Below are 13,344 nucleotides of genomic sequence, written 5' to 3'. Positions count from 1 at the left end.
GGCGCGGCTGTCCATAGATAGGATTACAGCCACGGATTGCGAAGATCGCCTCCGGCCGAGCGGCTAGATTGCGGATGCCGCCGCCTTGGACGGCTTTGCGTGTCGGTGCGGCCACCTGCATATTTCACCAACGCCTCGATCCGTTTCTCGATCGGGGGATGGGTCGTGAACAAACCCGCCAGGCCCGTGCGCGGATTGTAGAGCGCCATTTCGCGCACTTCGTCCGGCACGGTCGCCATTTCGGCGTTCCCGGAAATCTTCTGCAGGGCGCGGATCATGGCATCGGGGTTCTTGGTCAGCTCCACCGCACCGGCGTCAGCCATGTATTCGCGCTTCCGGCTCATGGTGAAGCGGATCATCAGCGCGATGACGTAGGTGAGTGCCACGACGACGAAAGCGACGAGGATCAGCACGCCGGCATTGCCGCCGCCCGAACGGCGGTGATTGGACGAGCGCGCGAAATTCACCCGGAACATGTTGCGGAAGATCATCTCGCCGACGAAGGCGAAGATGCCGACGAAGATCACCGCGATGATCAGCATCCGCACATCCTTGTGCATGATGTGGCTGAGTTCGTGCGCGATGACGGCTTCCAGCTCCTCGTCGTCCAGCGCGTCCATCAGGCCGCGCGTCAGCGTGACTTGGTAGTTTTCCTTGCGAATGCCTGACGCGAACGCGTTCATGGCGGGCGTTTCCATCACCATCAGGCGCGGCGTCGTGAGGCCGCGCGAGATGGAGAGCGTCTCGAGCATGCGATAGGCGCGCGGCTCCTGGCTCGGCGTCACCGGTTTGGCGCGCGTCGCCGCATTGATCATGGCGTTGTGGCTGAAGAAGGCGATCCCGAACCAGGCCCCGGCTCCGGCAAGCGCGTAGGGCGCGGCGGTCGGCAGCATGGCGGCGGCTTCGGTCAGTCCCGTTTCGAGCGTGCCCGATCCGGACATGCCGACGAAACCGATCAGGAGGCCGTAGAAGAGGAGCAGTAACAGAACCGGGAAAAAGCACAGCAGAGCCACGCTGCGCAGATTGTTGTTCCAGATGTGCGTGCGAAGCCCGGTCGCTTCGATCAACATGACGGCGCGGCGCCCCTAGGAGGTGCCGAAATCGACGACGGGCGGCGTCTGCAACGTCTCGCGGCCTTCCGGCGCTTCGAAGAACTCACGCTCCGCAAATCCGAACGGCCCGGCGATCAGCACGGCCGGGAACTGTTCGCGCGCCGTGTTATACTCCTGAGCAGCGTTGTTGTAGAAGCGGCGCGAGGCGGCGATCTTGTTCTCGACGTCCGACAGCTGGTCCTGCAGCTGCAGGAAGTTGGTGTTGGCCTTCAGCTCCGGATAGGCTTCGGCCAGCGCGAACAGCTTGCCGAGCGCGGCGGACAGCATGCCTTCGGCTTGCGCCTGGCCTTCGACCGTGTCGGCGCTGACGGCGCGGTTGCGGGCTTCGATGACTTCCTGGAAGGTTTCCTTCTCGTGCTTGGCATAGCCTTTGACCGTATTGACGAGCTGGGGAACGAGGTCCTGGCGCTGTTTCAGCTGCACCTCGATGTCCGACCAGGCCTGGTTCGTCGTCTGCCGCAGCGCGACCAAGCGGTTGTAGATGCCGATGATCAGGACGGCGAGGACGGCGACGATGCCGAGGATCACGAGGAGCGTTGTCATGCGGGCAAGTTACGGGCCGCGGCGCTTCGCCGCAAGCCTAATCCAGCCATCCCGTGACCAGACCGGGAAAAACGATGAGCAGGGCTATGAGCGCGAGCTGGATCGCGATGAAGGGAACGACGCCGCGATAGAGATGGGACGTCGTGACTTCGGGCGGCGAAACCCCGCGCAGATAGAAGAGGGCGAAGCCGAAGGGCGGCGTCAGAAAGCTCGTCTGCAGGTTCAGCGCCATCACCACGCCGAGCCAGACCGGGTCGAACCCGGCCGCGAGCAAGGGCGGCGCGACGAGCGGGACGACGACGAAGGTGATCTCGATGAAATCGAGGAAGAAGCCCAGCACGAACATGACGAGCATGACCAAGGCGAACGCACCCCATGTCCCGCCCGGCGCGGACGCCATGAGGTGGGCCACCATGTCGTCGCCGCCGAGCCCCCGGAAGACGAGGCTGAACACGGTCGCTCCGATCAGGATGACGAACACCATGCCCGTGATATGCATGGTCGTGCGCGACACGTCGGCGAGCTGCCCGTTGCGCCAGAGGCGCAGCGACCCGACCGAGGTGCCGAACAACCCGATCAGGACGAGGAGGGCGGCCACCAGGATCGCCACCGTTTCCACCGTCGTCCATCGCGTCTGCGCAAGGCGCAGATCGATGCCTGTCAGATCCAGCCCAACGAGCGCGAGCAGGGCCACCGCCGCCCAGAGCGGCCATTTCCGGCGCTCCGGCGCCATCCGCGTCGCAGCGAGAAGCATCGCCCCGAGCGCGCCTAGCGCGGCCCCGCGCGTCGGCGTGGCGTAGCCCGACAGGATCGAGCCGAGCACGGCCACGATCAGGAAGAGGGGCGGTCCCATCGCTTTGATGGATTTCCAAAGCAAGGCTCTGGCATCCGTGTCGTCCGGCCAGGGTTGGGCCGGGGCCTTGGCCGGTGTCAACACGGCAGTCGCGAAGATGTAGAGCGCATAGGCGGCGACCAGAATCAGGCCCGGTAGGAGCGCGCCCGCGAAGAGATCGCCGACCGACACGACGGCATCGGTCTGCAGCCCGTAGGAGCGCTGCGCTTCCTGGAAGGCGTTGCCGATCTGGTCGCCGAGAATGACGAGCACGATGGAGGGCGGGATGATCTGTCCCAGCGTTCCCGACGCCGCGATGGAAGCGGAGGCGAGGGGGATGTCGTAGCCGCGCTTGAGCATGGTCGGCAGGCTCAGCAGGCCCATCGTGACGACGGTCGCCCCGACGATCCCGGTCGACGCTGCCAGCAACGCGCCGACGAACACGACGGAAATGCCCAGCCCGCCGCGCAACGGCCCGAACAGGTCGCCCATGTTCTGCAGCAGCTCTTCGGCAATGCGCGATTTTTCCAGCATCACGCCCATGAAGACGAAGAGCGGCACGGCGATCAGGATTTCCCGCGTGATGAGGGGGTAGATGCGCGCGGGCAGCGACAGGAAGAAGCTGACATCGAACAGGCCCAGCCCACTGGCGATGGCGGCGAACACGACGCTGACCCCGGCCAGAGTGAAGGCAACGTTGTAGCCCGCCATCAGGGCATTGCAGGCGGTCACGAACATCAGGGCGGCGATGAGTTCCGACGGGCTCACAGCGGGCCGCCTTCGACATCGCTGAACAGAGGGGGCACGCCGTCCGGCAGGTCCGGCTGGGGATCGTCCCGCAGGGTCATGGCCGCGCGCAGCGCGATGGCCAGACCCTGCATCAGCATGGTGAGGGCGAAGATGGGGATCAGCGTCTTGAGCAGGAACACGCCGCGGATGCCGTCGCTTTCGGTCGAGCCCTCGAAGGTCCGCCAGGCGAAACCGACGAAAGTCTGGCTGTTCCACAGGATCAGGATGCAGACCGGGGCGAGCAGCAGGTAGAATCCGGCCAGATCGACCCGCGCACGAGACTTCCGGCCCATGCCGGCATAAAAGACATCCACCCGGACATGCTGACCGGCCAGCAGTGTCGCCGCGCCGCCCAGCAGGATCACGATGGCTTGGAAGTAAAAGGCGCTTTCCAGCCATTTCACGTTGGCGGTGCCGAAGACCGACAGACCGAAGACGGAGGCTGCAACCGAGATGACGAGCAGGGGCAGGGACCATTTGGCGATCTCGCCAACGCCGTGGTTGATCGTGTCAATGGTCCGCACGAACGCGCTAGCAGACGCCTGCAGAAAATAAGGCTTATAAATCAGGTAGACAAACGGCAAAACTAAAGCCGGGCTGAAAATCCAGCCGATCGCCTTGATCGTGTCCCCCAACATCCGGGCTAGATCCTGCACATCTTTGCAAGACCATAGGCACGATCATTGTCCCCGGCCTTCGTTGCCGGAGACGGCCTTGTCCTGAAGATCATGTCCACGGTCTACCTAGCCCTGCTGCCGGAGCGCGCGGGCTCTGATGAAGGCGCCGTCGCTGATCTCCGTCCATTCGGCGTAGCGGTTGCGCGCGGCGATGTAGCTGTCGAAGATGCGCGTGACCAGCGGATCGCCCTGCGCCAGGTCGCCGACGATGGCGTCGGCCGTGTCGCCGACGGCGCGCAGGATCTCGTCCGGCATGAGCTGCGGTTCGATGCCGTGCCTGTCGCGCAGCGTTTCCAGCGCGCGGGCGTTCTCGACCGTGTATTCGCCGATGGACTGATCGTTGGCCGACTTGCAGGCATGGCGGATGATGGCCTGTTCCGAGGTCGACAGGCCCGCCCACCGGTTGAGGTTGACGCCGACCGCGAGGCTTGCCCCCGGTTCGTGGAAACCCGGCACGTAATAATGCGGCGCTTCGCGGTAGAAACCGAGCGCCAGATCGTTCCACGGCCCGACCCATTCCGTCGCATCGATGGAGCCGGATTGCAGCGCCTGGTAGATTTCGCCGCCGGGCAGCAGGACCGGCGTGGCGCCGAGCTCCGTCAGCACTTTGCCGCCCAGCCCCGGCATGCGCATCCGCAGGCCCTTCAGGTCCTCCAAGCCCGTCAGCGGGCGCTTGAACCAGCCTCCGGTCTGGTGGCCCGTATTGCCGGCCTGAAAGGCGATGACATTGTTGCGGGCCGACAGTTCATGCCACAACTCCTGTCCGCCGCCCCAATCGATCCAGCCCATGATCTCGGTGGCCGTCATGCCCATCGGCACGGCGGTGAAGAAGGTGAAGCCCGGCGACACGCCCTGCCAATAGTACTCCGCGGCGTGGTACATGTCGGCCGCGCCCGTGCTGGTGGCGTTGAAGCATTCCAGCGCGCCGACGAGCTCGCCCGCGGCATAGACTTTCACGTCCAGCAACCCGTCGCTCATCGCGCGCACGGCATCGGCGAACCGTTCCGGCATGATGCCCAGGCCCGGGAAGTCCTTCGGCCAGCTGGTCGCCATGCGGAAGCGCCTGATGCCGCGATTGAGGTTGGGTGCGGCGACGCCGTCAGGTGCGGCGCGCGGCCGATCGGGCTTGTCGCTGCCGGACAGGGCGCCGAGGACACCCGCGCCCGCCGCCAGCGCGCCCGCCCCCAGCACGATGTCGCGCCGGCGCGTCACGCGGTCGGCGTCTGCAACGGCATCCATCCGCGATGGCCCAGCACTTCGGCGGGGCGGAACCGCATCTTGTAATCCATCTTGGGACTGCCCGGCACCCAATAGCCGAGATAGAGGTAGGGCAGGCCTTCCAGCCGCGCGCGCCCGATCTGGTCCAGGATCATGTAGTTGCCGAGCGACCGGGCTTGAGCGTCCGTATCGAAGAAGCTGTAAACCAAGGATAATCCGTCCATCAGCCGGTCGATCAGCATGCATGCGATCAGCGTGCCGTCCGGCTCGCGATATTCCACGATTTCGGTCTCGGATGCGCATTCCTCGACCATCATCTCGTAGCGGCTCATATCCATGTCGGTCATGCCGCCGCCGGGATGGCGATGCTTCAGGTAGCGGGCCAGCAGGGCGAACTGTTCGGTGGTGGCGATGGCGGGCGCGACCTCGATGGACAGGTCGTCATTGCGCGCGATCGTGCGGCGGAAACTGCGCCCTGGCTCGAACATGTCCGCCTTGACGCGCAGCGAGCGGCACTCGCGGCAGCTTTCGCAGGCCGGGCGGTAGATGACGTTCTGGCTGCGCCGGAAACCGGCATGGGTGAGATAGTTGTTCAGGTGCGGGCCGTCGAGCGGGTCGAGCTGGGTGAAGATCTTCCGTTCCATCCGTCCGGGCAGATAGGGGCACGGGGACGGAATGGTCAGGAAGAATTGAAGCTGGTTCGGATCGAACGGATGGCTCATCTCTGATCGGACTCCCCTGTGACCATGGTCCCTGTCATCCGCCCTAAAGACCAAACAAAACGGGCAGGAGCAAGACGTAAGACACCCAGATCACCAGGATCAATGGAATGCCGAAACGGGCGAAGTCGCCGAACCGGTAATGGCCGGGGCCCATGACGAGCAGGTTGGTCTGGTAGGCGATGGGCGTGGCGAAGCTGCAATTGGCGGCGAAGATCACCGTCAGCACCATGATGATCGGATCGATGTCGGCCTGCTGCGAGATCGACAGGGCGATCGGCGCGAACAGCAGAGCGGCCGCCGAATTGCTGATGATGTTCGTGAAGATCGCCACGACCAGGAAGACGGCGGCGATCAGCGCCTGCGTGCCGAACGGCTTGAAGGCACTGACGACGTTCGTGCCGATAAATAGCGCGCCTCCCGTGCGTTCCAGAGCCAGGCCCATGGCGAAGGCGGCTCCGATCAGCAGGAAGATGCGCATGTCGAGTGCGCGGACGGCCTGGCGGATGTTCAGGCAGCCCGTGGCGATCATGCCCAGCGCCCCGCCGAGCGCGGCGATCTCGATGGGAACAAGCGACAGAGCGGCGGCAGCAATCGTCGCCAGAAAGATCAGCCGCGCCGCTTTGGCCTTGCGGATATCCGGCAGTTCCGACGTGCTCCAATCCAGCAGGATCAGATCACGATTCTGACGCAAGGCACTGATTTCGCTCTCATAACCGAACAGGAGCAGAATGTCTCCCGCCTCCAGCCGGATGTCCAGCATGCGTTTGCGGATCATGCGGGAGCGTCGCTGGATGCCCAGGACCAAACATCCGGTCATGCGGCGAAAGCCGATCTGTTCGATATTGCGGCCGATCATGCGCGAACCCGGTGCGACCACGGCTTCCGAGAGCATGATCGAACTGTCCTGTCCGGTATCGCCGTCCGAGAAGCCGCCAATATCGAGCATGCCGCGCAGATATTGCGGCCGTGTCTTGAGCAGGGCGGAGAGTTGCGGGCGGGTCGCCGCGACGATCAGCACGTCCCCAGCCCGAAGCCCTTCCTCGAACGGCGGCAGGAGCGAGGTTTCGCCGCGTTGGACCATGCGGACGGTCACGTCGCGCAATTGCGTGTAGAGTCCGGCCACGGGCTCGACTCCGTCGAGCGGATGACCATCCGCGACGCGGATCTGAGCGATATATTGCTGCCCCGTTGATTGCAGCGCCGGTTCTTCGGATTCGCGTTCGGTCAGCAGCCAGGGCGAGGCGACGATAATGAAGACCGCGCCGATCGAGGCGAGCACCATGCCCGGAACGAATTGGGTGAAGAAGGAGAGCGACATGTCGGTGGAGCGCACGAGCACGTCGTTGACGAGCAGGTTGGTCGAGCTGCCGATCAAGGTCGTCATCCCCGCCAGGATGCAGAGGAAGGACAGCGGCATCATGAAGCGCGAGGCCGTGACGCCCAGTTTCCCCGCCATGGCGGCCAGGACCGGAATGAACATGACCACGACCGGCGTGTTGTTCATGAACATGGACACGGCGAAGGCGACCCCGAAGACCATGGCCAGCGTGCGCCGCGGACGCTTGTCCAGCGCCTTGTTGATCGAAACGGTCACACGTTCCAGCGCGCCGGTCTGGAACAGGCCCTGACCGACGACCAGCAAGGCCATGATGGTGATGAGTGCGGGCGCCGCGAAACCGGACAACAGCGTGGCGCTGCCCATATCCTGTTCCGGCGCGGCGAACAGATTGCCGAACGCCATCAGGGCGAAGATCAGCCCGACGCTGATCGCCTCGATGGAGAACCGTTCGCGGACGTAGAGATAGACGCCGACCGCCACGATGGCGAACACGCTCCACATCTGTACGGTTTCGGGCAAAGCCCACATTACGACGACGACCTCGCTTGCGTTGGACTCGCGCTATGGGCGATAGGCGGCGGCGAACTCAAGCGGTTTCGGACAAATCGCGTAACGTCTTTTAGGAATAGATCATGGCGAAATGCGCATTTCTGGGTCTGGGTGTGATGGGCTTCCCGATGGCCGGACATTTGCGGGCCAACGGCCATGACGTCCAAGTCTGGAACCGGACGCCATCACGCGCACAGGAATGGGAGGACATTCACGGCGAAGGCGCGGCACAAACGCTCGAGGTCGCGGTCGAGGGCTGCGACTACGTCATGATCTGCGTCGGCGCGGATCAGGACGTGTTCGACATCATGGACCGCACCCTGCCGTCTCTGGCGCCGGGCACGACCGTGATCGACCACACGACGGCCTCGCCGGATTGCGCGCGCGAGGTAGCCAAGCGTCTCGCAGATGCCGGTGTGGATTTCATCGACGCCCCGATTTCCGGCGGCCAATCAGGCGCCGAAGCCGGCCGTCTATCGATCATGTGCGGCGGTGAGCGGTCCGTGTTCGATGCCGCGGAACCTGTGCTGCGAAGCTACGGCAAGACCATCACCTATCTGGGCGCGGCGGGGTCGGGCCAGACGGCCAAATGCGTCAACCAGATCTGTATCGCCGGGACGTTGCAAGGTCTGTCGGAAGGCTTGCGCTTCGCCCAGGCCGCCGGTCTCGATCCGGACGCGCTATTGTCGGCGATCGGCGGCGGCGCGGCCCAGAGCTGGCAGATGGACAACCGGCTGCTGAGCATGGCCGCGGACGAATTCGACTTCGGTTTCGCCATCGACTGGATGCGCAAGGACCTGGCCATCGCCCTGAGCGAGGCCGAAGCGATGGGGCTGGACCTGCCGGTCGCCGCGCAAGTGGATGCCGCCTATGGGAAAGTGCAAGAGATGGGTGGCGGGCGTCAGGATACCTCCGCTTTGGTCCGGAGCCTGCCCAAGACCTAACCAGCCAGCAATCGCGCCGCGCGGATGGCCCCGTAACTCAGCACGGCGTCGCATCCGGCGCGTTTGAACGCGGTCAGCGTCTCCAGCAGCAGGCGCTCGCTATCCCCCCAGCCGTTCTGCGAGGCCAACTGGATCATGGCGTATTCGCCGCTGACCTGGAAGGCCAAAGTCGGCACTTCGAACTCGGCCTTGATGCGGTGGCAGATGTCCAGATAGGGCAGGCCGGGCTTGACCATGACCATGTCGGCGCCTTCCTCGATATCCATTGCGACCTCGTGCAGGGCCTCGTCCGTGTTGCCCGGATCCATCTGGTAAGTCCGCTTGTCGCCCTTCAGTGCCGACGCCGTGCCGATGGCATCGCGGTAGGGGCCGTAGAAGGCCGACGCGAACTTGGCGGCATAGGACAGGATCATCGTCTCAGTCAGGCCGGCGTCGTCCAGCGCGTCCCGGATGACGCCGACGCGCCCGTCCATCATGTCCGACGGCGCGACCATGTCTGCACCGGCCTCGGCCAGGATGACGGCGCCTTGCGACAGCATGTCGAGCGTGGAGTCGTTGTCGATCACCTCGCCGCGCATCAGCCCGTCGTGACCGTGGTCGGTGAACGGATCAAGCGCGACATCGACGATGACACCGATTTCCGGCACGTCGCGCTTCAGGCGGCGGATGGCTTCGGGCACAAGACCGTCGGGATTGAGCGCTTCGCTGGCCGTCGCATTCTTCCTGGCCGGGTCGATGTGAGGGAAGAGCGCAAGGGCCGGAATGCCGAGCGCGGCCGCTTCCTTTGCCTGCGCGACCAGCGCGTCCAGGCCGAGCCGCGACACGCCGGGAAGGCTGCCGACGGGGCCTTCCCGATCCACGGAATCGGTGATGACGGTCGTCAGAACCAGGTCGTGCGCGGTGAGGGCAGTTTCGCGCACAAGATTGCGCGACCAGTCGGCGCGCCTCTTGCGACGCATTCTTAGCTGGGGGAATTGGCTCATTTAATCGAATGCTTTCAATGACCTGGCGCTTGTGTCTTGCGTCACAAAAGCGCAGAATTTCGCTGCGGGTTTGCTGGTCATTAACGCTTGTCTTGTCTATATTCCAGCGAAGAGAAGTCAGCAGGTGAGACGTGACCACATCGGTACGATACAGGGATCAGTTCAAGGCGGCCGTCGATGCCGTCCGGGCGGAAGGGCGTTACAGGATCTTCCGCGACATCCGTCGCAAGAAAGGCGCGTTCCCGCGGGCGACCTGGTTCAAGGACGATCACAGCGAACAAGACATCACCGTCTGGTGCTCCAACGACTATCTCGGCATGGGCCAGAACAATTGCGTGGTAGAGGCCGTCAAGTCCGCCGTCGAAGCGGCCGGGACCGGATCCGGCGGAACGCGCAACATCTCCGGCACCACGCGCTACCACGTGCAGCTGGAGAGCGAGCTGGCCGATCTGCACGCCAAGGAAGCGTCGCTCGTCTTCACCTCCGGCTACGTCGCCAACGAAGCGGCGCTGTCCACCATGAGCAAGATCCTGCCGGATCTGCACATCCTGTCGGACGAAATGAATCATGCCTCCATGATCTCCGGGATCCGCAACGCCCGGACGCACAAGCACATCTTCAAGCACAACGATCTCAATGATCTGGAAGAAAAGCTTAAAGCCATACCGGCGGATGCGCCCAAGCTGATCGCCTTCGAGAGCGTCTATTCCATGGATGCGGACATCGCGCCGATCGAAGGCATCTGCGATCTGGCCGACCGGTACGGCGCGCTGACCTATATCGACGAAGTCCACGCCGTGGGCATGTACGGGCCGAGAGGCGGCGGCGTCTGCGAAGCGCGCGGCCTGATGGACCGGGTCGACATCATCCAAGGGACGCTGGCCAAGGCGTTCGGCATGATCGGCGGCTATATCGCGGCCGACCGGGTGATCGTCGATGCGATCCGCAGCTTGGCCTCCGGCTTCATCTTCACCACCTCCATTCCACCCTCCACGGCCGCGGGCGCTCTTCGCTCCGTGCGTGTGCTCAAGATCAGTCCGCAAATGCGCGACCGTCATCAGGACCGCGCCAATGTCTTGAAGGCCCGGTTCCGCGCCGCCGGCTATCCCTTCATCGACGGGGACACGCATATCGTCCCGCTCATGGTCGGCGATCCGGTCAAGTGCCAGGCGGTCAGCGACCGGTTGATCGAAGATTACGGCATCTACGCCCAGCCGATCAACTTCCCGACCGTCCCTCGCGGTACGGAACGCTTGCGCTTCACGCCCAGCCCGTTCCACACCGACGCGATGATGGACGAGTTGATGAGCGCGCTATCGGAAGTGTGGGACGAGTTCGAGCTGGAGCACGTCGAGGCGGCTTGAATGTGGTGCATCTTTGGTGCAATGTCGCACCAAAGGAAGTGCTCATGTCCCGTCAAAGTGTCACATTCACCGATGCCAACGACAAGTGGTTACAAACTCAAGTCGCGAAAGGTGAGTATTCGAGTAAGAGCGATGTCATCAATGACCTCGTTAGACAGGAGCGTCGAAGAGAACGTCGAATTGACTGGATCCGCGCCGAACTCGATAAGGGATATGAGTCCGGAATAAGCGAGCGGTCACCCTCCGAAATTTGGGAAGATGTAAAGGCTCGGCATCATCGCCGTGCCGGTTAAGCTTTCCGCGAAAGCCGACGAGGATCTCGATAACATTTTCACGTTCGGTATCGAACGCTTCGGTGAGCATCTCGCAGAGCGCTACGTTTCGGAACTGCTCTCGCATCTAGACCTTCTTTGCACGTCTCCTGAGCTGTTTCCTTTGGTCGGTTCGGAACGTGCTGGATTACGTCGTAGCGTTTTCCGCTCGAACGTCATCTACTTCGAAAAGGAAGGGTCCGGCATTATCTTGATACGCCGTGTAATCGGCAGACAGGACGCAAGCCAAATATTCTAATTCCGGACTCTGCCGCATTGCTCGGCCCGGCTAGGACGTTTATGGGCGTAACGAACCAGGGAGCACCTATGTCCGTCGCCGAACAGAACTCGACCGCATACGTCGAACGTTTCTTCTCCCAATCCCTCGCCGAGCGCGATCCGGAGCTGTTCGCGTCCATGGCGGACGAGCTCAAGCGCCAGCAGCAGGAAATCGAGCTGATCGCGTCGGAGAACATCGTGTCTCACGCGGTGATGGAAGCGCAGGGATCCGTTCTGACCAACAAATATGCCGAAGGCTATCCGGGGCGTCGCTATTATGGGGGCTGCCAGCATGTCGACGTGGCGGAGCAGCTGGCCATCGACCGGGCGACCAAGCTGTTCGGCTGCGGATATGCCAACGTCCAGCCCAATAGCGGCTCGCAGGCCAATCAGGGGGTCTTTCTCGCCCTGATCAAGCCCGGCGACACGATCCTCGGCATGGATCTGGCGTCCGGTGGGCACCTGACCCACGGCGCGCCGCCCAACCTGTCCGGCAAATGGTTCAATGCCGTGTCCTACGGCGTGAAGGATGACGACCACCTGATCGACTACGACCAGGTCGAGCGTCTGGCCGTGGAGCACCAGCCCAAGATCATCATCTGCGGCGGCTCCGCCTATAGCCGCGTGATCGACTTCGCCCGCTTCCGCGAGATCGCGGACAAGGTCGGGGCTTACCTGCACGTGGACATGGCCCACTTCGCCGGGCTCGTCGCGGGCGGCGTGCATCCCAGTCCTTTCCCGCATGCCCACGTGGCGACGACGACGACGCACAAGACCTTGCGCGGGCCGCGCGGCGGCATGATCCTGACCAATGACGAAGCGCTGGCCAAGAAGTTCAACTCGGCCATTTTCCCGGGACTGCAGGGCGGGCCGCTGATGCACGTCATCGCGGCCAAGGCCGTGGCTTTCCGCGATTGCCTGCAGCCGGAATTCAAGGATTACTCCGCTCGTGTCGTCGAAAACTGCCGCGCCATGGCCGGGGCACTCGTCGAGGCAGGCTACGCCGTCGTGTCCGGCGGGACCGACACCCATCTGGCCCTGATCGATCTGACGCCCAAAGGCGTAAAGGGCAGGGCGGCCGAGAAGGCGCTCGGCCGGGCCTACATCACCTGCAACAAGAACGGCATTCCCAACGATCCGGAGAAGTTCACCATTACCTCCGGCATCCGTGTCGGCAGCCCGGCCGGGACGACGCGCGGCTTCGGTCCAGCGGAATTCCGCGAGATCGGCCTGCTGATGGCCGAAGTGCTAGATGCCCTTGTCGACAGTCCGAAAGGTAATGACGAGGTCGAAGCCAGCGTGCGCGAGAGCGTCAAGACGCTCACGGCGCGCTTCCCGATCTACGAGAGCGTCTCCGCATAGGGGTCGTCTTCGGCATCGGTCGGGGCCGGGGGCCGCGTTCCAGCCTTTTCGTCAAGGTCGACAATATGCCCCGGGCTGGCCGGAATGGGCTATGTCGGCTTTGGTCACGTTCCGGATATAGGAGGTGACAGGTCCTTCGCGCGGCTCTGTTGACGTCCGGTCTCTGCCATTGCCGCCTGCACACCGGAGTTCGCGAAACTGAACCGCGCCCGATTTTAGCGAAGCGCATTTCTCCTTCCTGCCAGGCCAAGTTACACGGCTGCACCACCATTGCTGTGTGAATGACAGCAACTCAAAACACCTATAATTCAATGGTCTAA

General features: G+C 63.5%; 13 protein-coding genes. 5 read left to right on the top strand and 8 right to left on the bottom strand.

Annotated features, from left to right (window positions below):
• Positions 1-23: 23 nt before the first annotated feature.
• The 7 genes from Q0718_RS02205 to Q0718_RS02175 all read right to left on the bottom strand — a co-directional run bounded on the left by Q0718_RS02205 (position 24) and on the right by Q0718_RS02175 (position 7,760).
• On the bottom strand, positions 24-1,070 hold the full coding sequence (locus Q0718_RS02205) for a M48 family metallopeptidase (protein WP_298912800.1): 1,047 nt from the start codon (positions 1,068-1,070) through the stop codon (positions 24-26).
• 15 nt (positions 1,071-1,085) lie between these two features.
• Positions 1,086-1,655, bottom strand: coding sequence for a LemA family protein (locus Q0718_RS02200; protein ID WP_298912797.1), 570 nt, complete (start codon positions 1,653-1,655; stop codon positions 1,086-1,088).
• Positions 1,656-1,692: 37 nt separating this feature from the next.
• A complete protein-coding gene (locus Q0718_RS02195; protein ID WP_298912794.1) occupies positions 1,693-3,255 on the bottom strand; it encodes a TRAP transporter large permease subunit in 1,563 nt (520 codons plus the stop codon).
• Positions 3,252-3,800: a TRAP transporter small permease subunit gene (locus tag Q0718_RS02190; protein WP_298912791.1), complete on the bottom strand. Its 549-nt coding sequence runs from the start codon at positions 3,798-3,800 to the stop codon at positions 3,252-3,254. Before Q0718_RS02190 ends, Q0718_RS02195 begins: the two co-directional genes overlap by 4 nt.
• A gap of 219 nt (positions 3,801-4,019) precedes the next feature.
• Entirely contained in the window at positions 4,020-5,192 is a 1,173-nt protein-coding gene (locus Q0718_RS02185; RefSeq protein WP_298912789.1) for a TRAP transporter substrate-binding protein, read from the bottom strand.
• Positions 5,162-5,893 carry an arginyltransferase gene (locus Q0718_RS02180; RefSeq protein WP_298912786.1) on the bottom strand — a complete coding sequence of 244 codons (732 nt, stop codon included), beginning with the start codon at positions 5,891-5,893 and terminating at the stop codon, positions 5,162-5,164. The genes Q0718_RS02185 and Q0718_RS02180 overlap by 31 nt, the downstream gene beginning before the upstream one ends.
• A gap of 43 nt (positions 5,894-5,936) precedes the next feature.
• Positions 5,937-7,760 (bottom strand): SLC13 family permease, encoded by a 1,824-nt coding sequence (locus Q0718_RS02175; RefSeq protein WP_366523784.1) that lies wholly within the window; start codon positions 7,758-7,760, stop codon positions 5,937-5,939.
• A 104-nt stretch (positions 7,761-7,864) separates the two neighbouring features.
• Here Q0718_RS02175 and Q0718_RS02170 point away from each other — a divergent pair, with 104 nt between their 5' ends.
• Positions 7,865-8,725: an NAD(P)-dependent oxidoreductase gene (locus Q0718_RS02170; RefSeq protein WP_298912780.1), complete on the top strand. Its 861-nt coding sequence runs from the start codon at positions 7,865-7,867 to the stop codon at positions 8,723-8,725.
• Here Q0718_RS02170 and hemB read toward each other — a convergent pair.
• Entirely contained in the window at positions 8,722-9,708 is a 987-nt protein-coding gene (hemB, locus tag Q0718_RS02165; protein WP_298912777.1) for a porphobilinogen synthase, read from the bottom strand. The genes Q0718_RS02170 and hemB overlap by 4 nt on opposite strands.
• Positions 9,709-9,839: 131 nt before the next feature.
• Here hemB and hemA point away from each other — a divergent pair, with 131 nt between their 5' ends.
• The 4 genes from hemA to glyA all read left to right on the top strand — a co-directional run bounded on the left by hemA (position 9,840) and on the right by glyA (position 13,024).
• Positions 9,840-11,072, top strand: a complete 1,233-nt coding sequence (gene hemA, locus Q0718_RS02160; RefSeq protein WP_298912774.1) for a 5-aminolevulinate synthase — start codon at positions 9,840-9,842, stop codon at positions 11,070-11,072.
• 44 nt (positions 11,073-11,116) lie between these two features.
• Positions 11,117-11,365 carry a type II toxin-antitoxin system ParD family antitoxin gene (locus Q0718_RS13660; RefSeq protein WP_366523783.1) on the top strand — a complete coding sequence of 83 codons (249 nt, stop codon included), beginning with the start codon at positions 11,117-11,119 and terminating at the stop codon, positions 11,363-11,365.
• Positions 11,355-11,642: a type II toxin-antitoxin system RelE/ParE family toxin gene (locus Q0718_RS13655; RefSeq protein WP_366523782.1), complete on the top strand. Its 288-nt coding sequence runs from the start codon at positions 11,355-11,357 to the stop codon at positions 11,640-11,642. Before Q0718_RS13660 ends, Q0718_RS13655 begins: the two co-directional genes overlap by 11 nt.
• Positions 11,643-11,710: 68 nt before the next feature.
• A complete protein-coding gene (glyA, locus tag Q0718_RS02155; RefSeq protein ID WP_298912769.1) occupies positions 11,711-13,024 on the top strand; it encodes a serine hydroxymethyltransferase in 1,314 nt (437 codons plus the stop codon).
• The last annotated feature ends 320 nt before the right edge of the window (positions 13,025-13,344 follow it).

The organism is uncultured Algimonas sp. (assembly GCF_947498175.1).
Classification (GTDB): domain Bacteria; phylum Pseudomonadota; class Alphaproteobacteria; order Caulobacterales; family Maricaulaceae; genus Litorimonas.
Note: the sequence above shows the minus strand (reverse complement) of the source record. Positions and strands in the feature narration are given on the sequence as shown.

Coding starts and splice junctions, on each gene's coding strand:
- Q0718_RS02205 (WP_298912800.1), bottom strand. CDS start 1,070: ATGTTGATCGAAGCGACCGGGCTTCGCACGCACATCTGGAACAACAAT.
- glyA (WP_298912769.1), top strand. CDS start 11,711: ATGTCCGTCGCCGAACAGAACTCGACCGCATACGTCGAACGTTTCTTC.
- Q0718_RS02170 (WP_298912780.1), top strand. CDS start 7,865: ATGGCGAAATGCGCATTTCTGGGTCTGGGTGTGATGGGCTTCCCGATG.
- Q0718_RS13660 (WP_366523783.1), top strand. CDS start 11,117: ATGTCCCGTCAAAGTGTCACATTCACCGATGCCAACGACAAGTGGTTA.
- Q0718_RS02200 (WP_298912797.1), bottom strand. CDS start 1,655: ATGACAACGCTCCTCGTGATCCTCGGCATCGTCGCCGTCCTCGCCGTC.
- Q0718_RS02185 (WP_298912789.1), bottom strand. CDS start 5,192: ATGGATGCCGTTGCAGACGCCGACCGCGTGACGCGCCGGCGCGACATC.
- Q0718_RS02180 (WP_298912786.1), bottom strand. CDS start 5,893: ATGAGCCATCCGTTCGATCCGAACCAGCTTCAATTCTTCCTGACCATT.
- hemB (WP_298912777.1), bottom strand. CDS start 9,708: ATGAGCCAATTCCCCCAGCTAAGAATGCGTCGCAAGAGGCGCGCCGAC.
- Q0718_RS02175 (WP_366523784.1), bottom strand. CDS start 7,760: ATGTGGGCTTTGCCCGAAACCGTACAGATGTGGAGCGTGTTCGCCATC.